Below are 25,273 nucleotides of genomic sequence, written 5' to 3' on the forward strand. Positions count from 1 at the left end.
TAATGTTATAATAAACAACATAGAAAATTTTTACTCTAAAATAATGTACAAAAAAATCATTCTACTATTGTCAGCAATTATGCTGCCAATGCTGTCTTTTGCACAAAGTGAAAAGACTCTAAGCGCTGTTAGCGTACACGCTATCGATCATCCCTTAGCAATTGCCGCTATTGTAGTCTTTATATTAGCTTATTTATTAGTTATGACTGAGGATTTTACAAAACTAAATAAATCCAAACCTGTGATTTTAGCAGCTGGAATTATTTGGATACTTGTAGCACTGGTTGGAAAATCTCTAGGTGCAGACAATATTGTCCATACAAACTTTAATCATATTATGACAGAGTATGGCGAGTTACTCCTTTTCCTATTAGTTGCAATGGCATATATCAACCTTATGGAAGATCGAAATGTATTTGCTAAACTAAAAAGCACTCTTCTAAGAGCTGGCTTCGGATACTTAGCAACTTTTTGGCTTACTGGTATTATTTCGTTTTTCTTATCAGCTGTTGCTGATAATTTAACTACTGCTCTAGTTATGAGTACTGTTGTCATATCTATAGGTAAAGATAACAAAAAATTTATAACGATGGCTTGTGTAAACGTAGTAGTTGCAGCTAATGCTGGTGGTGCTTTTTCACCATTTGGAGATATTACAACTCTTATGGTTTGGCAAACAGGTGTTGTCAAATTCACTGAATTCTTTGCTATATTCTTACCTTCTCTTGTGAACTTTTTAGTTCCAGCGATTATTATGAGCTTCTTTATGCCAAAAATGGAGACTCAATCTATAATAGAAGAAAAAGTAGAACTTAAACGAGGAGCAGTTCCTGTTATTCTACTTTTCATACTAACAATTGCAACTGCTGTTTCATTTGAGCATTTATTGCACTTACCACCATCATTAGGAATGATGACAGGTTTTGGTTATGTAATGATATATAACTATCTATATGGATTAAAAGTGGCTGTAGAGAACAGAAATCCAAATGGCCGCAAAATGCCTCCTCATGCTTTTGATATTTTTGATAAGGTAAAAGAGGCTGAATGGGATACGTTACTTTTCTTCTATGGAATACTCGTTTCTGTACAGGGTCTAGCAGCTCTTGGATACCTTGGTGTAGCCTCTCAGTATATCTATATTGATATGCAATCGATTGCACCATCACTATTTGACGCTCACACTCAAGCAAACACTATTATAGGAGTTCTTTCAGCTATTATTGATAATATCCCAGTGATGTTTGCTGTGCTTAGTATGAACCCAACGATGGAACATGCTCAATGGCTGCTTATCACACTTACAGCTGGTGTAGGTGGTAGCTTACTGGCTATTGGTTCAGCAGCAGGTGTTGCTGTTATGGGTAAAGCTAAAGGCAAATATACTTTTATGGGGCATCTAAAATGGACTTGGGTTATTGCTATAGGCTATTTTGCCAGCATCATTGTTCATTTACTAATTAATCATTAATTTCACTTCTATCAATCTGCTTAACTAATTCCTTTAATCTTTTTACATTTGCTTTTAACTCTGCGACTTGCTCATAGCTGTACACAAAGAAAAGAAGAGGAGTCACAACCTTTAAAAAAGCTGAGTTTATCTGCATAACTTGGCCAAAACTAATAGCCTTTAGAAAGTAACGAGGTAAAGATAAAAAAATGCCTATTATTCCATATATCTGGGAGAAGAAATTTGTTACTACATTTATCTTTATCTCTCTAAACGTTAGTTGATAAAAATTGTCTACGACATTTGAAAAATGTTTTTTTAATTCAAATATTTTAGAGTTGTTTTCATAATCATTATTAATCCGTAGCTCAGCCAAGCCAAATCTAAAGTTTGCTTCATATCTTTGCTTATCATAAACAAGCTTTCGAAGAGGTTTACCAACCTTTATAATAGCTATTATATTAATACCCGCTAATATTAAAGCAAACCAAAATAAATAACCATACACTTTAATCTCATAGCCTAAAACTTTAAGCTCAAAGCTGCCTGATAAACTCCATAAAATAGCTGAGAATACTACAAATGTAGGCACACTAGCGATAAACCCTAAAGATAAAGTTTTTAATAAAGTTATAAACTGCTTTATGTCATTGCTTATTCGCTCATCAGGATTATCACAATTATACATTTGAAGATAAGGTTTTGTTTGCACCCATCTCTTAGTGTAATAAATAGTTAAATACTGCCTGATTTTAATAACTACTACTTGACCAATTAAATAAGCTACGAAAGTATTAACAAGAGTAAATAACATTATAAATATAAAAACTATTATTTGATGTATTAAAAGTTGTTGGTTATAGTTGGCTAAAGAGTCATAAAAGTCTATATACCAATAGTTTAACCATACTCCTAAGCCTACACCTACAAACTCTAACACGACACATATAACGATCGCAAAGACTATAATCTTATAATTAGTAGCTCTGCTAAAGAAGGGCTTGAGAATATAGTAAATATCTCTAATAAAAGACATTACTCAGCCTTATAAGGAACTGAGATAACCACCCTAGTAGCTGTTTTTTCATCTTTTTTATCCATGGCTGCAATAGCTAGCTTAACCATGCGAGAGTTCTGATTATGAAGCAAAAAGTGCCACCATTTAGTATTAACAACTTCTGGAATAACTACCACCGAATAGCCTCTCTCAGGATCTCTAAGATCATTTTTATGCAATATTTGCAATACAGGTGTTATAAATGAGTTATACACTGGTCGTAAAATTAGTAATTTTTCTCTAAATGCTAGGTTTTTCCATTGTGTTTTAACTTTCTCAATTTTGTTTTCATCTGCTGATACAAAAACAGGTGTTATATCATCTGATATATTTCTCGCTAATCTTAGTGCTTCTATTGTTCCTCGATGTATACGTGATACTAATAAGATAATTTTAGGCTTAGCATTATCATGCACACTTGCATTTACAATAGCCTCATCAATACTTAGTGTCAAGTTATGCTGTCTAGTTATATAATGGTTCTTAATTGCATAAAGAACATACATAATAACTGCGATAGCTATTATTACAACCCAAACACCCTCAAAGAATTTGCTCTCTACAATAGTTAAAAGTACAACAAAAGTCGCTACACATCCAAATGCGTTTATAAAGGCTCTAATACTCCAGCTTTTATATAAGCGCTTGTTACGGTACCAATACTTAACTAAACCTGCTTGACAAAGTGTAAAAGCAATAAATACACCAAAAGCATATAAAGGAATTAATCTGCTAACCTCTGCTTCAAATATTACAATCAATACTCCTGATAAAGCAGTTAGCATTATTATTCCATTTCTAAATGCGAACCTATCACCTACTCTTTGTAACTGCTCAGGTAAATAACCGTCCTTACTTATAATAGATGCTAATGTTGGAAAACCTGTAAAACAAGTATTTGCCGCCATAAGTAGAATCAAACAAGTAGATGCCTGTAAGAAATAATAAAAAAACCCATGGCCTAACACTTGATGTGCTACTTGAGATAAAACACTCTCTGAAAAACCTGGATAAATTTGTGTTTTTGCAGCAATAAAAGTAACACCAGCAAACATAATTATTGATAGAAGTGTCATTAACATCATCCCAGTAATTGCTTTTGACAAAACTGGGGATTTATAAGCAGACACTCCATTTGCATAAGACTCTATACCTGTCAAGGCAGCACTACCCGATGAGAAAGCCCTAAGCACAAGGGTTAGAGTTAGGACTCCAACAGACGTTTGCATATGATCAACATAGGTTTGTGAGTACTCAAATGTTTGTAAACTATCGTGATTATATTGATAGATTCCGAAGACTATCATTATCAAAATTGAAGCAATAAACATATATGTTGGCCATATAAAAATCTTTGCCGTAGATTTCACACCACGAAGATTTATAATCATCAAAAGAGCTAAAAGAATTAGTGCTAGTTCAATGCTATAGCTATTAAGTATTGGAAAGGCTGAACTAATAGCTACCGATGCAGTAGAAACAGATACAGCAACTGTAAGAATATAATCAATAATCAATGATGCTGCGGTAAGTAAAAGTAGCTTCTCATTAAAATGACTCTTCACAATAGAATAAGATCCTCCACCCTCAGGGTGTGCTCTTACAACTTGAGCATATGAGAATCCCATTAGTAATATCAATAAAACTACCATAATAGCAACACTAATAGAATATTGCGTAACTGCTGCAGCACCAGCTGTTGCCAAAACTATAAATACTTCTCCTGTTGCATACGAAACAGATGATAAAGCATTTGATGACAATATCGCAAAGCCAGCAAACAAACCAATTTTTTGATCTTGCTGTTCTGCATTTGGAATTGGAGAGCCAAATATAAGATTCTTTAGTTTCATCTATTTTTTACTCTTGCTTTTGCAAAAACTCATTTAACTTTTTAGCTAACTCATCTGTACCTTTCTTCATCGCTGCAGATATTTTATAAAATTTGCCTGTATAGCCAATTTTCTCGACAAATTCCTGACACTTTTGTTCAACTTCATCACCTAGCAAATCAACTTTATTTATAACTAGAAATCTTGGTTTAGCTAATAAATCTTCACTATACTTTTCAAGCTCTTTCTCAACAGCAAAATAATTCTCAACAGGATCAGACTCATCAAAAGGACTAATATCAACCACATGCAGAACACATCTTGCTCTTGTTAGATGTTTCAAGAATCTAAGGCCTAATCCAGCTCCTTCAGCAGCTCCTTCAATAACTCCCGGAATATCTGCCATCACAAAACTATCTACACCAACTTTAACAACGCCAAGATGTGGATACATAGTTGTAAATGGATAGTCGGCCACTTTTGGTGTTGCCTGAGATACTGAACGAATCAAAGTAGATTTACCAGCATTTGGCAAGCCAAGGAGAGCAATATCTGCTAAAAGGTTTAGTTCCAAACGAACCTCTTTATACTCACCCTCTTCACCAAGTGTAAACTTCCTTGGAGCCTGATTTGTACTACTCTTAAAGTGAGTATTGCCAATTCCTCTATTACCACCTGAAACAAGCTTTAATATTTCACCGTGCTTAAGCACCTCACCAATTTTTTTATTGGTTTCAGAATCAAATATACTTGTACCAACAGGCACTATAAGATATAGATCTTCACCAGCTTTACCATAACAGTTACGACCCTCTCCTGGTCTGCCATTTTCAGCTTGATACTCTCTTTTATATCGATAATCAATCAGAGTATTAACATTTTCATCGGCTTTTAGGTAAATACTACCTCCATGACCTCCGTCTCCGCCGTCAGGTCCTCCACGAGGTACATATTTTTCTCTACGGAAACTAACACACCCATTTCCACCTTTACCAGCTTGAAGTTTGATTGTCACTTCATCTACAAATCTCATAATATCAAAATCTTATACTTATAATATGCTGATTGTATTATATATGTTATGACAAAAATTATCATTGACTATTTAAAAACTTCCAAATGGATTAATATCAAAACATAAGTTAAATAATTGAAAAAGAATCACTATGCTTCCCATAGCAATAACATAAGTGTTTGAGAAGTAGACTTTAAGATCTGGCTTCCTAGTTAAAAATGACGGGGTATAAACAAATATTATAACTGCAAAAATAGCTGCATACTGTAGAGCTAAGATAAATCCTCGCGGGTAAAAAATTGTGAATATAAGAGGAGGAACAAAACATATCAAACAAAGTGCTATATTATTTATCTGCTTACCGTATCTAGTAAATAAATCTCTAACATAATGTATCAATGAAATGCCTACACCTATAAAAGAAGTAATGATGGCAATATGAATAAAGGAATTTAAACCAATTTCAAGCATATTTGAGTTTAACAAGGTTTTTATCTGCATTGCTAAACCAGCAGGAGTATTATTACCCGAGATATATAACTCTTGATAACTATGTAGACCTTGTTGAGGAATGAGTGCTAAAGCTAATAGTACCCATACAATATAAATGCCAAGTACACTCAAACTACCTATTAATATACTTTTTTTGATAAGTTTTATATCTCCTTTTTGATACTCATATATAACAGGGATAATATTATGAAAGCCAAATGAAGGTAACAATGTTGGCCAAGCAAATATAAATGCTGATAAAGTAAGTGGGCCTCTATCTAAATATTTTGGATTAATATAAAAAAGCATAATTACAACAGCAATAGCAAAAAACATAAATTTTAAAATTACAAAGAATCTATTCGCATAATCGCTAATTTTATAATTAAACATTAACACACCAAATATTATTGTAAAAATAATTGCTGATAGGCCTACATCTAATTTATTTGAGATTTTAATATTACTCAAAGCACCAACCAGAGATGATCCTTGTGTTGTATATGCTGACATTAAAGAATATAACAATAGTAAATATATAATACTAAAGAATATCAAATACCCTTTAGATACTCGTGATGACATCATTGTTGTGAAGTTAACCCCAAGAGGATGTTCAGCACATACTTTTAATAGCTTAAGCGCTGTTATATACATTACACTCCACGATAAAACTAGCAATATCACAGCCATCACAAAACCGCATGATGCAACAATCAGGGGTAAAGAAAGCATTCCCGCCCCAATAGTTGTTCCTATTATCAAAAAAATTGAGCCAATAGATCTTGAGTTCATATATTAATTAAGTTTGTTGAAAATCATTTTGAATGATATATCGATTCTATCTACTAAGCAAATAATGCTGCATTATACTTACAAAATTATTTTAATTGAAGTTATAATTCTAGAAGGTAATAAAAACAAAACATACAAATGGATCTTTTCTCGAGACTCCTTACGATCAACTCCTTTGAGTTTAAATCTTCTTCTGGAGAAAAATCGCAAACAGGTTGGAGTGGTAGTGGTAAAGGTAAAGTCATAACGACAAGAGAATATGACACAATCTACTTCAAAGAAGAAGGGGTATTTAAACTAGATGGCACCTCAAAACAAAACAAAATATCTAACGAATATGTTTGGCAACAGATATCACCTAGTAAAATAAGCCTATCTCACGCTCGTTTTGGTTATAACAACTTAGTCAAGCTTTTTGATTTAAAGCAAATAGATGAAACAACATGGCAAAGCATACAACCACATATTTGTATTGATGATCTATATATAGCTAAACTTAAAGTCTTAGATAACTGTGTGGAACTAATATGGGAGATAACGGGTCCTAAAAAGGATGAAGTTATTAGGTATAAATACAGCTCGAAAGAACTTAATACTTAACACTCCCTTTTGCATTAATATAAACACTTTTATTAAGTAGCTTCAAGTAAAGGTCATTAATTTTTTAATCTCTTTAGGTGAAATATTTCTAATTTTTATTTGACATCTTTTATATAAAAGAGTCATTAATCATCCTAAGTATACTAAGATTTAATATTAAATATTTAATAGCAAAGCATATAAATTACTATGACTTGATTAAACACTTTTAAGTGCAAATATAAATATAGCCTTTCGAGTGTTAGTTTGTCAATTGAGGTGCAACTTAAGTTAAAGAGTTAGCTTCAAATTAATTGATTCAATTAGAATATTTGTACAAAATTGGAATTAGATTGAATGAATAATACAACTACCACCTGTGTCACAAGGATGAGCAAATACTCCTCTATCTTCGACATCAAGAGTGATATATGGCTGACGAGTTATACCATGATTAAACTTTGTTCTCCATAAATCATCACCTTCATAATTTTTTGATAGAATATATATTCTATCACCTATTGGAATTTCACACATGAATCGGTATTTACCTTTGCTTGTGTGAGCTGTACAAAAAGATGTACCAATAAGCTCAAACCTCGCAGTTTCACCTTTCTCAAGTAATTTCCCATCAACTTCAACACTACTTTGTCTGCTGTTTTTTACAGTTATGACTCCTGTGCTATTTGTAGCACTACTATTCACCTTAATATCATTTTTACTCAATGATTTAAGTTGCTCTTGAGCCCCATTTTCATTTTGAACAGTATTAACTGATGCGTATAAGCTAACACTTATACCTAATGCTAAAATGACCATAATTATTATTTTCATATATTTCCCTTATGCAGTTTTATAAATTAATAACGGTAAAACTATACCTCAATTTTAAAATATTAAAAACTATTTATTTTTTAAGATAATTAACATAGTAAATATATATATTAAGTATCATAAATTAAAATACTATAAATAAATTAAAGGGCTGTCCTAGATATATAATTGGAAAGCTAGGCTAATATTTATCAATTGCTTACCATTGTTCTATATAAATAAACAATAAATTACAGCAAGTATTTTTTGTGCTTTAGATACAAAAAAGCCCCATATTTCTATGAGGCTTTGTGTTGTTGCTTATCACGATAAGTCTTTTATTTGTAATAAGATGGCGACTACCTACTTTCACCTGGGCAATGCCAGACTATCATCGGCGTGTTGTAGTTTCACTTCTGAGTTCGGAATGGGATCAGGTGGTTCCTACAAGCTATCATCGCCAAAACTTTATGTTTTGGAATAAAAATATTTAACAATTCAGCATAGAAATAGACTTAAGTCTCTCGGATCATTAGTACTGGTAAGCTTCATACATTGCTGTACTTCCACACCCAGCCTATCAACGTCGTAGTCTCCAACGTTCCTTACTAGCTAAGCTAGAGAGATCTAATCTTGAAGGAGGCTTCACGCTTAGATGCTTTCAGCGTTTATCCCGTCCGAACGTAGCTACCCGGCAATGCTTCTGGCGAAACAACCGGAACACCAGTGGTTCGTTCACTCCGGTCCTCTCGTACTAGGAGCAACTCTTCTCAAATCTCTAACGCCCACGGCAGATAGGGACCGAACTGTCTCACGACGTTCTGAACCCAGCTCGCGTACCACTTTAAATGGCGAACAGCCATACCCTTGGGACCTGCTTCAGCCCCAGGATGTGATGAGCCGACATCGAGGTGCCAAACTCCTCCGTCGATATGAACTCTTGGGAGGAATCAGCCTGTTATCCCCGGAGTACCTTTTATCCGTTGAGCGATGGCCTTTCCATACAGGACCACCGGATCACTAAGACCTACTTTCGTACCTGCTCGAGCCGTCACTCTCGCAGTCAAGCGCACTTTTGCCTTTATACTCTTGGCACGATTTCCGACCGTACCGAGTGCACCTTCGTACTCCTCCGTTACTCTTTGGGAGGAGACCGCCCCAGTCAAACTACCCACCATACACTGTCCTCGAATCTCTCCTGAGTTAGAACTTCAAATATTCAAGGGTGGTATTTCAAGGACGACTCCACACAATCTAGCGATCGTGCTTCAAAGTCTCCCACCTATCCTACACATAAATATTCAAAGTCCAGTGCAAAGCTGTAGTAAAGGTTCACGGGGTCTTTCCGTCTAACCGCGGGTACACTGCATCTTCACAGCGATTTCAATTTCACTGAGTCTCTGGTGGAGACAGTGTGGCCGTCGTTACGCCATTCGTGCAGGTCGGAACTTACCCGACAAGGAATTTCGCTACCTTAGGACCGTTATAGTTACGGCCGCCGTTTACTGGGGCTTCGATCCAGAGCTTCGCTTGCGCTAACCCCTTCAATTAACCTTCCAGCACCGGGCAGGCGTCACACCCTATACTTCATCTTACGATTTAGCAGAGTGCTGTGTTTTTGATAAACAGTCGCAGCCACCTGGTATCTGCAACCCCCAACAGCTCAGAGAGCAAGTCTCTTCACCATCAAGGGCACACCTTCTTCCAAAGTTACGGTGTCATTTTGCCTAGTTCCTTCACCAGAGTTATCTCATAGCCTTAGTATTCTCTACTTACCCACCAGTGTCGGTTTAGAGTACGGTCGCTTATACAATATACTTAGAAGCTTTTCCTGGAAGCGTGGTATCAATAGCTTCGTCAAATAAAATTTGACTTCGTCTCGTATCTCAGATCAACAAGTTACCGGATTTGCCTAATAACTCTACCTACATACTTTCACCTGGACAACCATTCGCCAGGCCTACCTAACCTTCTCCGTCCCTCCTTCGTTCATATAAGCGGCACAGGAATATTAACCTGTTTCCCATCGACTTCACTCTTCAGCTACGCCTTAGGGGCCGGCTTACCCTACGTTGATTAACATTGCGTAGGAATCCTTGGGTTTTCGGCCAATAAGAATCTCACTTATTTTACGTTACTCATGTCAGCATTCGCACTTCTGATACCTCCAGCAAACTTCTCAATTCACCTTCATCGGCTTACAGAACGCTCCCCTACCAATATACTATATATATTCCGCAACTTCGGTGCATAGCTTAGCCCCGTTAAATCTTACGTGCAGGCCGACTCGACCAGTGAGCTATTACGCTTTCTTTAAAGGGTGGCTGCTTCTAAGCCAACCTCCTGGCTGTCTGGGCCTTCCCACTTCGTTTCCCACTTAGCTATGACTTGGGGACCTTAGTTGGCGGTCTGGGCTGTTTCCCTTTCCACTACGGACCTTAGCACCCGCAGTGTGTCTCCCGTGATTGAACTTGATCGTATTCTGAGTTTGCATCGAGTCAGTAAGGTCGTAAAACCCCCATCGTCGAAACAGTGCTTTACCCCAATCAGTTATACACGAGGCACTACCTAAATAGTTTTCGGGGAGAACCAGCTATCTCCGTGCTTGATTAGCCTTTCACTCCGATCCACAGCTCATCCCATAATTTTGCAACATTATTGGGTTCGGTCCTCCAGTTGGTATTACCCAACCTTCAACCTGGCCATGGATAGATCGCGCCGGTTTCGGGTCTACTCCTAGCGACTAGTCGCCCTATTAAAACTCGCTTTCGCTACGGATCCCTTATTCAGTTATCCTCGCCACTAAAAGTAACTCGCTGACCCATTATACAAAAGGTACGCAGTCACATGACTAAATCATGCTCCTACTGCTTGTATGCAAGCGGTTTCAGATTCTATTTCACTCCCTTTATAAGGGTTCTTTTCACCTTTCCCTCACGGTACTAGTTCACTATCGGTCATTCAGTAGTATTTAGCCTTGGAGGATGGTCCCCCCATATTCAGACAAGGTTCCACGTGCCCCGTCCTACTTGTTCGTATGCTTAGTTCCACATGGTATATTTCGTATACGGGACTATCACCCTCTATCGTCAAGCTTCCCAACTTGTTCTACTATATATCATGCTAAATCATACCAGGCTCTTCCCACTTCGCTCGCCGCTACTATGGGAATCTCAATTGATTTCTTTTCCTAAGGGTACTTAGATGTTTCAGTTCCCCTCGTTCGCTCTACACTCTATATCGAGTGAGTACCTAACTGATGCTAGGTGGGTTCCCCCATTCGGAAATCTCCGGATCAAAGCTTATTTACCAGCTAACCGAAGCTTATCGCAGATTATCACGTCCTTCATCGCCTCTGAATGCCAAGGCATCCACCGCTTGCACTTATTTTCTTAAGTCTATTTCTATACTAAATTGTTAAATATCTCTATCTTCATGCAAATAAAATATGGTGGAGCCAAGCGGGATCGAACCGCTGACCCCCTGCGTGCAAAGCAGGTGCTCTCCCAGCTGAGCTATGGCCCCAAAAAAACTGGTGGGTCTGAGTAGACTCGAACTACCGACCTCACCCTTATCAGGGGTGCGCTCTAACCAACTGAGCTACAGACCCGTATTCTATTTACACTAAAATATATTATCTACAAACACTAAGTTAAATCACTTGAAATCAATAGCTAAAGCTTATTCTTTTTTTCGTATTTCCGTTAAGGAGGTGATCCAGCCGCAGGTTCCCCTACGGCTACCTTGTTACGACTTCACCCCAGTCATGAATCACTCCGTGGTAAACGCCCATTCGTTAAGCTATCTACTTCTGGAGCAACCCACTCCCATGGTGTGACGGGCGGTGTGTACAAGACCCGGGAACGTATTCACCGCAGTATTCTGACCTGCGATTACTAGCGATTCCGACTTCATGCAGTCGAGTTGCAGACTGCAATCCGGACTAAGAGTACCTTTCTGAGTTTCGCTCCAGCTCGCACCTTCGCAGCCCTCTGTAATACCCATTGTAGCACGTGTGTAGCCCTGGTCGTAAGGGCCATGATGACTTGACGTCGTCCCCACCTTCCTCCGCCTTGTCAGCGGCAGTCTCAATAGAGTACCCAACTTAATGATGGTAACTATCAATAGGGGTTGCGCTCGTTGCGGGACTTAACCCAACATTTCACAACACGAGCTGACGACAGCCGTGCAGCACCTGTCACTGCGTTCCCGAAGGCACCAATCTATCTCTAGAAAGTTCGCAGGATGTCAAGACCAGGTAAGGTTCTTCGCGTTGCATCGAATTAAACCACATGCTCCACCGCTTGTGCGGGTCCCCGTCAATTCCTTTGAGTTTTAGCCTTGCGGCCGTAGTCCCCAGGCGGAGTACTTAACGCGTTAGCTGCGCCACTAGATCCTTTACACCGAATCCAACAGCTAGTACTCATCGTTTACAGCGTGGACTACCAGGGTATCTAATCCTGTTTGATCCCCACGCTTTCGTCCCTCAGTGTCAGTATCGGTCCAGAATGTTGCCTTCGCCATTGGTGTTCCTTCTGATCTCTACGCATTTCACCGCTACACCAGAAATTCCCCATTCCTCTACCATACTCTAGTTTGCCAGTATCAAATGCAGTTCCAAGGTTGAGCCCTGGGCTTTCACATCTGACTTAACAAACCACCTACAGACCCTTTACGCCCAGTAATTCCGATTAACGCTCGGACCCCCCGTATTACCGCGGCTGCTGGCACGGAGTTAGCCGGTCCTTATTCTTTGGGTAACGTCCTTCTCATGAGCTATTAACTCATAAGCTTTCCTCCCCAACTAAAGTGCTTTACAACCCTAGAGCCTTCTTCACACACATGGCATTGCTGGATCAGGGTTTCCCCCATTGTCCAATATTCCCCACTGCTGCCTCCCGTAGGAGTTTGGGCCGTGTCTCAGTCCCAATGTGGCTGATCATCCTCTCAAATCAGCTATAGATCGCAGCCTTGGTAGGCCTTTACCCCACCAACAAGCTAATCTAACGCAGGCTCATCCATCTGCGGCAGCACAAAGGCCACCTTTAATCCGCAGATATTATGCGGTATTAACAGTCGTTTCCAACTGGTATCCCCCACAGATGGGCAGATTCCTACGCGTTACTCACCCGTCCGCCACTCGTCAGCTAGAAGCAAGCTTCTACTGTTACCGTTCGACTTGCATGTGTTAAGCATGCCACCAGCGTTCAATCTGAGCCAGGATCAAACTCTTCAGTTTAATTCTCAAATTCTGACTCTAACTACTGATACTCAAATTCTTTAACAAAGTGTTTGTATATAATATATCTATTAAATATCTAAGACCTGAAAACTACTCCCTGTCTAGCTTCCCACTGGATCACTCCCAGCCGGTGAAGACATATAATACGCATACACTTACCCAATTGCAAGTACTTTCTGTAAAAAAATGTGATTTTTTAGGTTTTTTTGAAAAATGCTATTTTTGATTACAAAATTTTAACTATTTCACAACGAAATCTATCTTATAATAACTATATAGTATCTTTTACAGCAACTTATAATAAGGAGTACAAGATATGCTAAAAAAATCATTTTCTATACTTTCAAGTATTGCTCTATCTTCTTGCAGTATCTTTGGTATTAATAATGTGCCAGAAGCTAAATATAAAGATATAAAAAAAGACGATAACTTCTCTGTCAGATTATATGCGCCTCTTACAGAAGCTCAAGTAACAGTTGAAGATTCAAATTATAAGTCTGCTGTTAACAAAGGTTTTAATTATCTATTTAAGTATATAACTGGAGCAAATATATCTAAACAAGATATCCAAATGACGACTCCAGTCAAAATAGAACAAGAATCACAAAAAATTCAGATGACTGCTCCTGTAATGATAGCGGGAGATGATAATTCATGGACTATAGCTTTTGTACTACCGGCTCAATACACTCTCAAAAATGCTCCTACGCCAACTAATGATAAAGTTAAAATAGTTGAAAAGCCTGAAGCTAAAATGGCTGTGATTACATTTAGTGGCTTCTTAGATAAAGATACTATTGATTCTAATACTACAAAACTTAAGACTTGGATAAAATCAAATAACTATGAAATAGTTGGTCAACCCGAGGCTGCTGGCTATAATCCACCATGGACGATACCATTTATGCGTACTAATGAAGTTATGATACCTATTAAATAAATTTATAACATCAACTATCAAAGCAAAACTTTAGCAATGCTTTTACTTTTTCTATTCCCAGCTTATTCATTAAGTCGATATTTCTTTGAGGAATATCATCTGGATTATGATAATTAGCTACTGCTCTTTCTAAAGATTCTTCATGAATTAGATGTAACATCTGGTAAGGAGATCGATTTGTATAGTTTTCAACATCATCTGAGCTTACTCCTTCAAACTGATAATCTGGATGAAAACTTGCTATTTGATAGGTTCCTTCCAATGACATATCAATTAAAAGGTTATCTGTATCATAAAGAAAATCATTATAATCGTAGAAGTCTTGTAAAACAGATGGGTGAATGACTAAAGTTGTCTCAATATTCGCATCACTCTCTAATAGCTCTAGTTCTGCCTGTACTTCAAGTAATAATTGTTCGGTAGTCGTTGCTTCTGAAACAAAGTAGCGAACTCTATTTTTAACAACTTCACGCTTAGCAAATGGGCAGAGGTTCATTCCTACAACAAATGTCCTGACCCAATTTTGTGTAGCGGTAATTACTTGATTCTTATCCATATTTAATATTTATGATAAGGTTTACTTACCTTTAGTATACTCTTTTGTCATAATAAGTTTATATAAAAACTTCTTCTACAAGTTACATTGCTCAATTTCTGTTAAAATGAGATTACAAATATATAACTAATAATTAGAAGAAACATGGAAAAAGTAAACTTCACATCTCACGGATGTAACATAGCTGCCTTATTATATAAGCCTGAAAATTTTGATCAAAACTCTAAATATCCTGCAATAGTACTTTGTCATGGCTTTGCTGGTTTCAAAGAAGTGTTGCTACCTGCATATGCCGAGGCTTTTGCAAAGGCTGGGTATATTGTACTTAACTTTGACTATAGAGGATTTGGCGAGAGTGAAGGTGAAAGAGGTCGACTAGTACCAAAACTACAAATTGAAGATATTCACTCTGCGATTAATTATGTAGCTGGTTTAGGTTTTGTTGATTCTAATAAGATTGGACTTTGGGGAACATCATATGGTGGTGCTAATGCTATCACAGCTGCTGCACAAAATGATCTGGTAAAATGTCTATCAGTTCAACTAACTTTTGGTAATGGCGAAAGAGTAATCACAGGTGATATGCCTGATGATGAAAAAGAGAAATTCATAGGTATGATTGATAAGATGCTAGCTAAAAAAGAAAAGACTGGCAAAGAAATGATGGTACCTTTACATAAAGTACTTACAGATGAGCAATCAAAAGGATTTTATGAAAGATATAGCAAAGAGTATGATGCTTTTGATATCAAGATTCCATTTCTTACAGTTAATGAAACTATGTCGCATAAGCCTGAGAAATATATTAGTGATTTAAAAATCCCTGTACTAATAGTTGCTTCAGACACAGATTCTGTAAACCCAGTTGAAGAGTCACATATATTATATAAAAAAGCTAATGAGCCAAAAGAGCTAATGATTCTAGAGGGTATTAGTCATTATGAATGTTATGAGGGTGAACCTTTAAAAAAAATACTAGCTAAGCAGATTGCCTGGTTTGATGAGTATGTAAAATAACTCGTTTTGTCATTCTACGACTCGATCGTAGAGTCTATTCTTTAAGCTTCTATTTTAATTCTCAATGGATCGGGAAGTTTGCACATTAGCGGTTAGTAGTTTCAAAAACAAATGATTAGAAAATAAAACTGTTTGAACGAAGTGAGTTTTTTTATTTTCTAATCATTTGTTTTAAACTACGGTAGCGTAGTGCTAGGCAGTTTTGCATAAATTCCCCTCTTGAGAGGGGTGCCATTTTAATGACGGGGTGTGGCTGCCATGAAAAAAAGTATGTCGCTAAAACTTACGGAGTAAGTAGCGAAATCATCTAAATATATCCCTCTCGAATAACAAACTCTTTTTTGTCTTTCTTATTAAGAAGATTTAAATCTAACCCATAAAAACTCCAAATAAATTCATATCTATTTGGCACTTCAAGATTACAGTCACGATAAAGTTTATTGACAAAAGCTCTATCATCCAACTGAGGATCTAATTCATATATATAGCGAGAATATTCATCTGATAATTGAAGTATATGAAAAGGATGGCCGTTTCCACCTATCACTGATGGTATATAAATAGACCCAGGTTTAAGAAACATTTCTGCATACTTCGTGAAAATATCATACATCCTTTTTCTTTCCTCTGACATTTTACTATTATCAAAAACAGAATGATCAAAAATAGCTATAGCTTTAAAACTATCCCTAGTAACTTGAGCAAACAACAGTTCGTTGGTTCTTCCTGAAATGTTGTTATTTACTTTATCTAAACTAAGATGAAAGTGATGATACCCCATTGTATTCAACACAAAATCTTTATCATCCCAAATACTTAATTTTCCTGCTTTTTTATGAGCTTCAGAAACATAGCCATTTCTATAAACTTTTGATGATAGACAATGATTAATATTCTCAGCATTTCTAACCTTATGAAATAACTGATCGATATTTAATTTGAGAGTTTTATATCTAGGGTCATTTGTAAGTTCTGGCATATATATGATTTTTCTTTTCCTACAAGGGATTAATCTAGATTTCCAATGCAAATAATAAAGTAATAGATTTCGACTATGCGTATCTTCTAACTCTTTTTTTGTTTCATTATTATTAGGGTAAAATGGCAGTTCTTTAATTAATTCACGCTTCAATTTTCTCAATCTTCTTGAAGCTTCAAACATATTTTTGAACCCTAAAAATCATGATTAAACTCTAAACACTGCCCTCTTTGATCACTAACAACTTTACCTTGATGATATTTCACTACACCATTCACAATTGTAGTTTGAATTTTTGATTTAAAAGTGCGCCCAGCAAATGGAGTCCAGCCACATTTGTAATGGCTTATCTCATCAGTACGAGTGTGAGACTCGTTTAAATTCACAAGAACTAAATCTGCAGCGTAGCCCTCTCGGATAAAGCCACGATCTTTGACTTTGTATACTATAGCTGGAGCATGAGCTGTCTTTTGCACAACTTGCTCAAGAGTTAAGAAGCCATTGTGATAATGCTCTAATACAGAGATAAGAGCCTCTTCAACTAGTGGCAAGCCTGCCGGAGCTTTAAAGTAAGTACCTTGTTTCTCTTCCCAAGTATGTGGAGCATGATCTGTTGCGATGACATCAATAGTGTCATTTGCAACACATTCTAGTAGTTTTAAGCGATCAGACTCTTCTTTAATAGCTGGGTTACATTTGATTAGTGCGCCTTTCTCAGCATAATCTTTGCGTGAGAAAAATAAATGATGCGCACAAACTTCTGCTGTGATTCGTTTCTCTTCTAATGGAATGGAATTATCAAAATGTACCATCTCTTCAGCTGTAGTTAGATGCAGCACATGTAATCTTGAGTTATATTTCTTAGCAAGACCAACTGCAAGTTCAGATGATTTGAAGCAAGCTTCACGCGAGCGAATCTCTGGATGTAAATCAAATGGCACATCTTCACCATATTTTTCACGAGCTTTATTTTCATTCTCAGTAATCATTGGTGTATCTTCACAGTGTGTCACGATTAGTAGTGGACTATCTTTGAAAAAACCTTCTAACGTTTCTGGATTATTCACCAACATATTACCTGTTGAAGCACCCATGAATATCTTGATAGCACAAGCATCATTTGGCTTTAGACGTTTTAGTTCTTCGACATTATCATTTGTCGCACCTAGATAAAAAGCATAATTAGCATGTGATCTAGCCGCAGCACGCTCTTTTTTCTCAGCTAAACGCTCAACAACTGTAGTTGCTGGATTTACATTTGGCATTTCCATATATGAAGTAATACCGCCCATCACAGCAGCTTTTGATTCTGTTTCGATTTCACCTTTGTGCATAAGTCCAGGCTCTCTGAAATGCACCTGATCATCAATCATACCTGGTAGTAAGTGAAGACCTGTAGCATCTATAACTTTATCTGCGGGTTTATCTATATTTGCAGCAACTTGAGCAATCTTACCATTTTCAACCAGAACATCAGATTTAAATGTTTTACCTTCATTTACAACTGTAGCGTTTTTGATAAGTAATGTTTGATTTTGCATTTTTCCTCCTTTATGACCTATCGAAATTATAAAGAACCCTAGTATAAATCGCCATCTTTAAAAATAATATTTATCTAATCGTTCATGTTAATATGTATAGTAAGTTAACAATCATACGCACGATCAACATGAACGAAGTCGAAACTAATAATAACCAATATTGGTTAAACAGATGGCAAAATAATGATGTTGAAAATTTCTGTCAAGATGCTCCGAATGAGTTTCTAGTTAAACATTTTCCTAAATTGAAAGTAGATGAATCCTCTGTATGCTTAATCCCTATGTGTGGATGTAGTATTGATATATTATTTTTCCTATCAAAAGGGATAAAAGTAGTAGGTATCGAGCTATCAGAAAAAGCTGTTTTATCATTCTTCAAGCAAAATAATATCAAATATGAAACTATTGAAGAAAATGGCTATAAATATTATAAAGGTAAAGATGTTGTAATATATGTATCAGATATTTTCAACTTACCTAAAATAGCCAAGAATTTACCAACGTTTGATATTTGGTATGATAGAGGTGCTTATATTGCTTTGCCACATGACATAAGAGCTAAGTATGCAAAAATGATGCTAGAAGTATGCTCTGATAAAACACAAATACTCCTATTAGTAATGGAACATGACAAAAAATCTCAAACTCCTCCTTATAGTGTTACACAAGATGAGTTAATAAAAAACTTCTATCCAGATATCAAATTTAAACTAATTGATAGTGAACAAAGAGAAAATATACCTGATTATAGAAAAGCTGAGGGAATAACGTTTCAATATTATAAAACTTATATAAGAAAATAAGAGTATAGATTTAGAGTTTATTTTTTGAATTTATTATTAATATCTTGCATATATTTCACTAATGCATCAAGAGAACAACTATTATCTTTACCCATAATAGGTAATTTTACAAACTTACCATCATATCTAATCTTAACAGTATAGTTTTTACCATCTTTATACAACTCGAACTGCATATTGCTTGCATACCCAGGAGCTTCATCAAGAGGAACTCCCAGAGTACCCATAACTCCTAGCAGTGTAAGATCATGACCTGAATAATATGTCATCTTATAATTTGCTTTACCATCTGCAGCATTTTGAAGATCATCGATAATTTTATTAGTTAGCTCTCCATTTAAAATATAAGCAACCTTTTGTGATTTAAACTGCTGTGCTAGGCCCCAATCTGTTAAATGAATAATTTTATTAGCATCATCTTGAGACAGACCTTTAGGTAATGGTTTGCTATGAGCTTTTGCAACTATTAGTACATCACCAACAGTTATAACATCATTTAAACCAGTTATTTTATTACCTAGTATCTCTTGCCATTTAGCAAAATTTTCTTGAACTTCTTTAGTTTTACTTTGCCATACTTGAGTATTATAAATATACTCTTTTAATACTGCCAAATACTGCTCATAAGGAAACTGTATAAGTCGTGAATCTGCAGATAAAGTCATTATTGGTATTGGTTGAAAGCCACCTTTGATTGCTGGCTTATCATCTGCTAAAGTAGGTCCCGTACCAGCTGGATAAAGCCCCATAAGTAAGCTTTGTGCACTTTCAACAGTTCTATTTGTATGACTTGATAATACAGATATACTTTGATTTTGATAATGCTCTGGCAGAAGTTTGAATTGCTTCACATATCTTTGTCTAAGTTGCTTACCAAGATTATATTCTTGATTCATCCCAATAGGTGTAAGCTCAGATAGAGATGTACCCCAGTCATAATTCGCTTTCTCGATATTTGCAAATGGCGCCCTATCACCATGACGTGTGATCATAGATACAAAAACTAGTTTACCTTGTGAATACGCTACAGGTATTAAAAACACTAGCAAAGTTAAGGCTGTTATAATTTTTTTCATATTCAAGTATTGGATGAAATATTTTATTGAAACAATATTAACACCTTAAAAGTCAAAAACTAAGACTTGTAGAAAATTATATAGCTTACTTATTTATAACAAGAATTTTCAAAAATAAAAAAATGACTCAAACATCAATAAAACTTATATACAAGATAAGAATAATATATTTTTATTTATAACATGAGTCTGTAATAATGATCACAGATTTAGAAAAAATTCAAAATAAAATATTTAAAAGGTGACTAAAATGAAAAAAATAATATTAACAATCGCAATCACAATTTCTCTAGCAACTACAAGTTTTGGTTTAGGGATGTATCCTGTTGGTCATTCATCTACTGGTTCGTTTCCTCCACCAGTTATGAATTTAGCATAAGTATTATTACTAAGGAAATTATAAGAAATAAAAGTTAATTGTATTATAAAACTAGGCTTAAAACTAGACAAAAGTGTAAATTATATAAAACTTAAAAAAACAGTCTTTACATATACTCATCGAGTCCCTAAAATACTTTCAATTTATCTATCAACTTTACAAAAAGTAAATGATAAAAAACTTTTTCAGACACATTTTTTCTTTTAATTTCACTGATTACAGAAGGGCTGTTATATTATGATATTAGCAAATGAAATGACTAATGCTATATTGGTTTTTCCAGATGGTACATACTATCTAGGTAGATCAATAGGTGTTCGCGGTTGGACAGATGGCGAAATTTGTTTTAATACTTCCATGACTGGTTACCAAGAAACTTTGACAGATCCATCATATGCTGGTCAAATTATTACATTTACATTTCCGCATATCGGTAATGTTGGTATAAATAACGAAGATAACGAATCACTAGGCGTATTTGCCAAAGGTTTAATCGTAAGAGAGAATCTAACTAGCCCATCAAATTTTAGATCAAAGAAACACATCGATACATGGCTTAAAAATAGAAATATCGTAGGGATATGTGGTGTAGATACTCGTGCAATTGTACGTAAAGTACGTAAAGAAGGCGCTGTAAGGGTTGCAATTCTATCGGTAAAACCAGGTGAATTTCTAGATGCCAACTATGTAAGATCGCGTATCAAGAATAAATCAAACCTAAGTGGTAGAGATCTAGCAATCAGTGTAACTACAAATAGAGAATATGAGTGGGATGAACATACTTTTGAATTAGGTCAGCAAACTTACAAACACCAACAAGACTACAAATACAATGTGGTAGTTATTGATTACGGTGTTAAATACAATATTCTAAGAAATCTTGTAGATGCTGGTTTTAAAGTAACAGTAGTTCCTGCTGATAGTACTTATGACGATATTATGAAGCACAATCCTGATGGTGTGTTTTTGTCAAATGGTCCTGGAGATCCATTTGCTACAATAGATTATACAATGCCTGTTATTAAGAAATTACTAGAAATCAAAATGCCAATCTTTGGTATCTGTCTTGGTAACCAGTTGTTAGCATTAGCAGCAGGCTTAAAAACTAAGAAAATGCACCAAGGTCATCGTGGTGTAAACCAGCCAGTATTAGATACTGATACCAAGAAAGTTCTTATCACAAGCCAAAACCATGGTTTCGTAGTGTGTGATGATGTTGTACCAGATAATATCGAGATTCACATGAGCTCATTATTTGATGGAACTGTCGAAGGCTTAAGATTCAAAGATAGACCAGCTTTTGCAGTACAGTATCACCCAGAGAGTTCGCCAGGTCCTCATGATTGTAAATATTTATTTAATGAATTTGCTGAAATGATAGCAGAAAGCAAAAAAGGTCAATAAGGGGATAAAAATGCCAAAAAGAACAGATATAAAAAGTATTTTAGTTTTAGGTGCTGGCCCAATCGTTATTGGTCAAGCATGTGAGTTTGATTATTCAGGAACTCAAGCATGTAAGGTTTTAAAAGAAGATGGCTACACTGTCTATCTAGTAAACTCAAACCCTGCAACAATCATGACAGATCCAACAACTGCTGATAAAATTTTTATTGAACCTATTTCAGTTGAAAGTGTTGGTAAAATTATAGAAAGAGAAAGACCAGATGCAATCCTACCAACTGTTGGTGGTCAAACAGCTCTTAACTGTGCTCTAGAACTTGATAAAGCAGGTATTTTAGAAAAATATAATGTTGAAATGCTTGGTGCCAAAGCAGACTCTATTGATAAAGCAGAAAATAGAGAAAGATTTAATAGAGCAATGGCAAAAATTGACTTAGAAGTTCCTAGAAATGTTGTAGTGCAATCAATGGAACAGGCTCATAAAGCTCTAGAAGATATTGGACTACCTGCGATTATCAGACCATCCTTTACACTTGGTGGTAGCGGTGGCGGTATCGCTAACACTAAAGAAGAATTTGAAAGCATTGTTAAAAATGGTCTAAGTTTATCACCAACAAATGAAGTACTAATTGATGAGTCCATCTTAGGTTGGAAAGAGTATGAAATGGAAGTTATCCGCGATAAAGCTGATAACTCAATCATTGTCTGCTCGATTGAAAATATTGATCCAATGGGTATCCATACTGGCGATAGTATCACAGTAGCTCCGGCCCTTACATTGACTGATAAAGAATACCAAATTATGCGTGATGCTTCGATTGCTGTGCTTAGAGAGATTGGTGTTGAAACTGGTGGCTCAAATGTACAATTTGCTGTAAATCCAGATACTGGTAAGCTTGTTGTAATCGAGATGAATCCACGAGTATCTCGTTCATCTGCATTAGCATCAAAAGCCACTGGTTACCCTATTGCAAAAGTAGCAGCAAGATTAGCAGTTGGCTATACACTTGATGAGATTGATAATGATATTACAAAAGTTACGCCTGCATCATTTGAGCCAACAATTGACTATATAGTTACAAAAGTTCCTAGATTTACATTTGAGAAATTCCCAACAACAAAAGCTAATTTATCTTCACAAATGAAATCAGTTGGTGAAGCTATGGCTATCGGTAGATCATTCTCAGAAAGTTTACAAAAAGCTTTAGTATCATTAGAAACTGGCCTAAAAGGTTTGGATGAAGTTGAAATCACAGGTTATAGTAAGACAAATTCTGCTGAACAAAATAAAGCTGCAATACTAAAATCTCTAGAAGAGCTTTGCCCAATGAGAATTTTAAGAGTTGCTCAAGCTCTGAGATACGGATTATCTGAAAAAGAAATTTTTGAAGCTACTAAAATAGATCCTTGGTTTATCGAGCAAATTGCAAATATTGTTGCTGCAGAAGAAGCTCTTAAAAAATCAGGGCTACCAAATAGTAAAGAAGAATTCTCAGTTTATAAAAATATTGGGTTCTCTGATGCAAAAATTGCTGAACTTGTTGGTAGAACAGAAAGATATGTTAGAAACTTCCGTTTTGGAAATGAAATCTACCCTACTTTCAAACGCGTAGATACTTGTGCTGCTGAGTTTGAATCTAAATCATCGTACTTATATTCAACTTATGAGCATTATAGTTATGAAGAGATTGTTCGTGATTGTGAATCTGAGATTTCTGACAAGAAAAAAGTTGTAATCCTAGGAGGCGGCCCTAACCGTATTGGTCAAGGTATTGAGTTTGATTATGCTTGTGTTCATGCTGCTAAGTCTCTTAAAGAAGAAGGTATTGAAACAATTATGATTAACTGTAATCCTGAGACAGTTTCTACAGATTATGATACTTCTGATAAATTATATTTTGAACCATTAATGGCTGAGAATGTCTTAAACATCATCAAAAATGAGATGCGTAAAGGCGAAGTGCTTGGTGTGATAGTTCAGTTTGGTGGTCAAACTCCTCTAAAACTAGTATCAGCTCTTCATGAGAATAATATTCCTATATTAGGTACAGATCCTGATATGATTGATTTAGCTGAAGATAGAGAGAGATTTAAAGAGCTACTTGATACAGTTGGTCTGAAACAACCTCTCAACACAATTGCATACACTATCAATGAACTGAAGAAAAAAATTGTCAATGTTGGTTACCCTGTAGTTGTTAGGCCTTCTAATGTACTTGGTGGTAGAGCAATGGAAATTGTTCACTCTAAGGAAGAGCTAGATACTTATATTGAGAAAAATGCTAAATGTATTCTTGAAGGTCCAATTTTAATTGATAAGTTCCTTGAAAATGCTATTGAGCTAGACGTTGATGCTCTAGCTGATGGCGGTGATAGAGTCTTTGTAGCAGGTATTATGGAACATATCGAGGAAGCTGGTATTCACTCTGGTGATTCAGCTTGCTCTATCCCTACTCGTTCGCTAACTTATGAACAAATAGAAGAAGTAAAACAAGCTACTATCAAGCTAGCTAGAGAGCTAAATGTAATTGGTCTAATGAATGTCCAGTTTGCATATCAAAATAATGAACTTTTTGTGATTGAGGTAAACCCAAGAGCCTCAAGAACTGTGCCATTTGTTGCAAAAGCTACTGGTAATAGTATCGCTAATATTGCCACTAAGCTTATGATCGGCAAAAAGCTTGCTGACTTTATACTAAATAATCCAATTCCTAGACATTTCTCGGTGAAAGAAGCGGTATTCCCATTCGGTAGATTTGAGGATGTAGACTGCTATCTTGGGCCTGAAATGAAATCTACTGGTGAAGCAATGGGTATGGATAGAACTTTTGGTGTAGCATTCTACAAAGCTCAAGAAATGGCTTTCAACAAATTACCATTAAAAGGAAATATCTTAATATCTGTAAGTAATGCTGATAAACCAAAGATTATCAAACCTGTAAAAGAACTTATTGAGCATGGTTTTAATATCTTTGCTACAAAAGGTACTGAAAGCTTTCTAAGAGAAAATGGTATAGAGTGTAAATTATTTGATAAAGCTTCTGATAATATTGGTAACACTCAAGTACATAGCACAGTAAATGCTATTGAAAATGGTGAGGTGGACTTACTTGTTAATACATCAATTAGACAAGAGTTAAATGTTAGCTTGGCATTAAGAAGATCTGCAATTATGAGTAGAGTACCTTATGTCACGACAGCTGGTGCTTTTGAAGCTTTTGCAGAAGCTGTTAAAGATATGGCTAAAGTTGATAACTCGTTTAGTGTTAAAACAGTAAAAGAGTGGATTAATAGTTAAAACCTCTA

At 35.9% G+C, this 25,273-nt stretch carries 17 protein-coding genes, 2 tRNA genes and 3 rRNA genes; 8 read left to right on the forward strand and 14 right to left on the reverse strand.

Annotation, left to right across the window (positions count from 1 at the left end):
* The first annotated feature begins 43 nt into the window (after positions 1-43).
* A complete protein-coding gene (gene nhaD, locus QI37_RS05830; protein ID WP_040009444.1) occupies positions 44-1,471 on the forward strand; it encodes a sodium:proton antiporter NhaD in 1,428 nt (475 codons plus the stop codon).
* Here nhaD and QI37_RS05835 read toward each other — a convergent pair.
* From QI37_RS05835 to QI37_RS05850, 4 genes are all read right to left on the reverse strand, one after another.
* Positions 1,461-2,486, reverse strand: coding sequence for an SbmA/BacA-like family transporter (locus QI37_RS05835; protein WP_052399162.1), 1,026 nt, complete (start codon positions 2,484-2,486; stop codon positions 1,461-1,463). The genes nhaD and QI37_RS05835 overlap by 11 nt on opposite strands.
* Positions 2,486-4,360 (reverse strand): APC family permease, encoded by a 1,875-nt coding sequence (locus QI37_RS05840; protein WP_040009447.1) that lies wholly within the window; start codon positions 4,358-4,360, stop codon positions 2,486-2,488. The genes QI37_RS05835 and QI37_RS05840 overlap by 1 nt, the downstream gene beginning before the upstream one ends.
* A 7-nt stretch (positions 4,361-4,367) precedes the next feature.
* Positions 4,368-5,372, reverse strand: coding sequence for an Obg family GTPase CgtA (cgtA, locus tag QI37_RS05845; RefSeq protein ID WP_040009450.1), 1,005 nt, complete (start codon positions 5,370-5,372; stop codon positions 4,368-4,370).
* A gap of 72 nt (positions 5,373-5,444) precedes the next feature.
* The gene (locus tag QI37_RS05850; RefSeq protein ID WP_040009453.1) at positions 5,445-6,641 is read right to left on the reverse strand and encodes an amino acid permease; all 1,197 of its coding nucleotides are present in this window, start codon (positions 6,639-6,641) and stop codon (positions 5,445-5,447) included.
* 138 nt (positions 6,642-6,779) lie between these two features.
* Here QI37_RS05850 and QI37_RS05855 point away from each other — a divergent pair, with 138 nt between their 5' ends.
* Complete coding sequence (locus QI37_RS05855; protein WP_040009456.1) at positions 6,780-7,241, forward strand: DUF6314 family protein; 462 nt, start codon at positions 6,780-6,782, stop codon at positions 7,239-7,241.
* Positions 7,242-7,568: 327 nt separating this feature from the next.
* Here QI37_RS05855 and QI37_RS05860 read toward each other — a convergent pair whose 3' ends face one another.
* From QI37_RS05860 to QI37_RS05885, 6 genes are all read right to left on the reverse strand, one after another.
* Positions 7,569-8,054, reverse strand: coding sequence for a hypothetical protein (locus QI37_RS05860; protein ID WP_040009459.1), 486 nt, complete (start codon positions 8,052-8,054; stop codon positions 7,569-7,571).
* Positions 8,055-8,383: 329 nt separating this feature from the next.
* Positions 8,384-8,498, reverse strand: a 5S ribosomal RNA gene (rrf, locus tag QI37_RS05865).
* Between the two features lie 46 nt (positions 8,499-8,544).
* A 23S ribosomal RNA gene (locus QI37_RS05870) occupies positions 8,545-11,431 on the reverse strand.
* A 51-nt stretch (positions 11,432-11,482) separates the two neighbouring features.
* Positions 11,483-11,558: transfer RNA gene (locus tag QI37_RS05875), tRNA-Ala, on the reverse strand.
* Positions 11,559-11,566: 8 nt separating this feature from the next.
* Positions 11,567-11,643: transfer RNA gene (locus tag QI37_RS05880), tRNA-Ile, on the reverse strand.
* A 95-nt stretch (positions 11,644-11,738) separates the two neighbouring features.
* Positions 11,739-13,272, reverse strand: a 16S ribosomal RNA gene (locus QI37_RS05885).
* Together the 16S, 23S and 5S rRNA genes with 2 tRNA genes alongside form the textbook arrangement of a ribosomal RNA operon.
* Before the next feature lie 319 nt (positions 13,273-13,591).
* Between QI37_RS05885 and QI37_RS05890 the strand changes: the two genes are divergently transcribed.
* The gene (locus QI37_RS05890) at positions 13,592-14,215 is read left to right on the forward strand and encodes an SOUL family heme-binding protein (RefSeq protein ID WP_040009462.1); all 624 of its coding nucleotides are present in this window, start codon (positions 13,592-13,594) and stop codon (positions 14,213-14,215) included.
* A 10-nt stretch (positions 14,216-14,225) separates the two neighbouring features.
* On the opposite strand, the gene QI37_RS05895 is transcribed toward QI37_RS05890, so the two are convergent.
* Positions 14,226-14,771 (reverse strand): DUF1415 domain-containing protein, encoded by a 546-nt coding sequence (locus tag QI37_RS05895; protein ID WP_040009465.1) that lies wholly within the window; start codon positions 14,769-14,771, stop codon positions 14,226-14,228.
* A 144-nt stretch (positions 14,772-14,915) separates the two neighbouring features.
* Here QI37_RS05895 and uilS point away from each other — a divergent pair, with 144 nt between their 5' ends.
* Entirely contained in the window at positions 14,916-15,788 is an 873-nt protein-coding gene (gene uilS / locus QI37_RS05900; protein WP_040009467.1) for a UilS family quorum-quenching N-acyl-homoserine lactonase, read from the forward strand.
* A 307-nt stretch (positions 15,789-16,095) separates the two neighbouring features.
* Here the strand turns inward: uilS and QI37_RS05905 are convergent, their stop codons facing one another.
* The gene (locus tag QI37_RS05905; protein WP_040009469.1) at positions 16,096-16,950 is read right to left on the reverse strand and encodes a hypothetical protein; all 855 of its coding nucleotides are present in this window, start codon (positions 16,948-16,950) and stop codon (positions 16,096-16,098) included.
* Between the two features lie 11 nt (positions 16,951-16,961).
* Positions 16,962-18,308 carry a dihydroorotase gene (locus QI37_RS05910; protein WP_040009474.1) on the reverse strand — a complete coding sequence of 449 codons (1,347 nt, stop codon included), beginning with the start codon at positions 18,306-18,308 and terminating at the stop codon, positions 16,962-16,964.
* Between the two features lie 128 nt (positions 18,309-18,436).
* On the opposite strand from QI37_RS05910, the gene QI37_RS05915 reads away from it, so the two are divergent.
* Positions 18,437-19,111 (forward strand): thiopurine S-methyltransferase, encoded by a 675-nt coding sequence (locus tag QI37_RS05915; protein WP_040009475.1) that lies wholly within the window; start codon positions 18,437-18,439, stop codon positions 19,109-19,111.
* Positions 19,112-19,128: 17 nt separating this feature from the next.
* On the opposite strand, the gene QI37_RS05920 is transcribed toward QI37_RS05915, so the two are convergent.
* Positions 19,129-20,187, reverse strand: a complete 1,059-nt coding sequence (locus QI37_RS05920) for a histidine phosphatase family protein (protein WP_052399197.1) — start codon at positions 20,185-20,187, stop codon at positions 19,129-19,131.
* Positions 20,188-20,437: 250 nt separating this feature from the next.
* Here QI37_RS05920 and QI37_RS10420 point away from each other — a divergent pair, with 250 nt between their 5' ends.
* From QI37_RS10420 to carB, 3 genes are all read left to right on the forward strand, one after another.
* Positions 20,438-20,566, forward strand: a complete 129-nt coding sequence (locus QI37_RS10420; RefSeq protein ID WP_268746163.1) for a hypothetical protein — start codon at positions 20,438-20,440, stop codon at positions 20,564-20,566.
* A 237-nt stretch (positions 20,567-20,803) separates the two neighbouring features.
* Positions 20,804-21,970, forward strand: a complete 1,167-nt coding sequence (carA, locus tag QI37_RS05925) for a glutamine-hydrolyzing carbamoyl-phosphate synthase small subunit (RefSeq protein WP_040009479.1) — start codon at positions 20,804-20,806, stop codon at positions 21,968-21,970.
* Positions 21,971-21,980: 10 nt separating this feature from the next.
* The gene (gene carB / locus QI37_RS05930) at positions 21,981-25,265 is read left to right on the forward strand and encodes a carbamoyl-phosphate synthase large subunit (RefSeq protein ID WP_040009480.1); all 3,285 of its coding nucleotides are present in this window, start codon (positions 21,981-21,983) and stop codon (positions 25,263-25,265) included.
* The last annotated feature ends 8 nt before the right edge of the window (positions 25,266-25,273 follow it).

It is taken from the genome of Candidatus Francisella endociliophora, assembly GCF_000764555.1.
In the GTDB taxonomy this organism is placed as follows: Bacteria; Pseudomonadota; Gammaproteobacteria; order Francisellales; family Francisellaceae; genus Francisella; species Francisella endociliophora.

Excerpts from the sequence above, each read along its gene's own strand:
- nhaD (WP_040009444.1), top strand. The coding sequence starts at position 44 with ATGTACAAAAAAATCATTCTACTATTGTCAGCAATTATGCTGCCAATG.
- QI37_RS05835 (WP_052399162.1), bottom strand. The coding sequence starts at position 2,486 with ATGTCTTTTATTAGAGATATTTACTATATTCTCAAGCCCTTCTTTAGC.
- QI37_RS05840 (WP_040009447.1), bottom strand. The coding sequence starts at position 4,360 with ATGAAACTAAAGAATCTTATATTTGGCTCTCCAATTCCAAATGCAGAA.
- cgtA (WP_040009450.1), bottom strand. The coding sequence starts at position 5,372 with ATGAGATTTGTAGATGAAGTGACAATCAAACTTCAAGCTGGTAAAGGT.
- QI37_RS05850 (WP_040009453.1), bottom strand. The coding sequence starts at position 6,641 with ATGAACTCAAGATCTATTGGCTCAATTTTTTTGATAATAGGAACAACT.
- QI37_RS05855 (WP_040009456.1), top strand. The coding sequence starts at position 6,780 with ATGGATCTTTTCTCGAGACTCCTTACGATCAACTCCTTTGAGTTTAAA.
- QI37_RS05860 (WP_040009459.1), bottom strand. The coding sequence starts at position 8,054 with ATGAAAATAATAATTATGGTCATTTTAGCATTAGGTATAAGTGTTAGC.
- QI37_RS05890 (WP_040009462.1), top strand. The coding sequence starts at position 13,592 with ATGCTAAAAAAATCATTTTCTATACTTTCAAGTATTGCTCTATCTTCT.
- QI37_RS05895 (WP_040009465.1), bottom strand. The coding sequence starts at position 14,771 with ATGGATAAGAATCAAGTAATTACCGCTACACAAAATTGGGTCAGGACA.
- uilS (WP_040009467.1), top strand. The coding sequence starts at position 14,916 with ATGGAAAAAGTAAACTTCACATCTCACGGATGTAACATAGCTGCCTTA.
- QI37_RS05905 (WP_040009469.1), bottom strand. The coding sequence starts at position 16,950 with ATGTTTGAAGCTTCAAGAAGATTGAGAAAATTGAAGCGTGAATTAATT.
- QI37_RS05910 (WP_040009474.1), bottom strand. The coding sequence starts at position 18,308 with ATGCAAAATCAAACATTACTTATCAAAAACGCTACAGTTGTAAATGAA.
- QI37_RS05915 (WP_040009475.1), top strand. The coding sequence starts at position 18,437 with ATGAACGAAGTCGAAACTAATAATAACCAATATTGGTTAAACAGATGG.
- QI37_RS05920 (WP_052399197.1), bottom strand. The coding sequence starts at position 20,187 with ATGAAAAAAATTATAACAGCCTTAACTTTGCTAGTGTTTTTAATACCT.
- QI37_RS10420 (WP_268746163.1), top strand. The coding sequence starts at position 20,438 with ATGAAAAAAATAATATTAACAATCGCAATCACAATTTCTCTAGCAACT.
- carA (WP_040009479.1), top strand. The coding sequence starts at position 20,804 with ATGATATTAGCAAATGAAATGACTAATGCTATATTGGTTTTTCCAGAT.
- carB (WP_040009480.1), top strand. The coding sequence starts at position 21,981 with ATGCCAAAAAGAACAGATATAAAAAGTATTTTAGTTTTAGGTGCTGGC.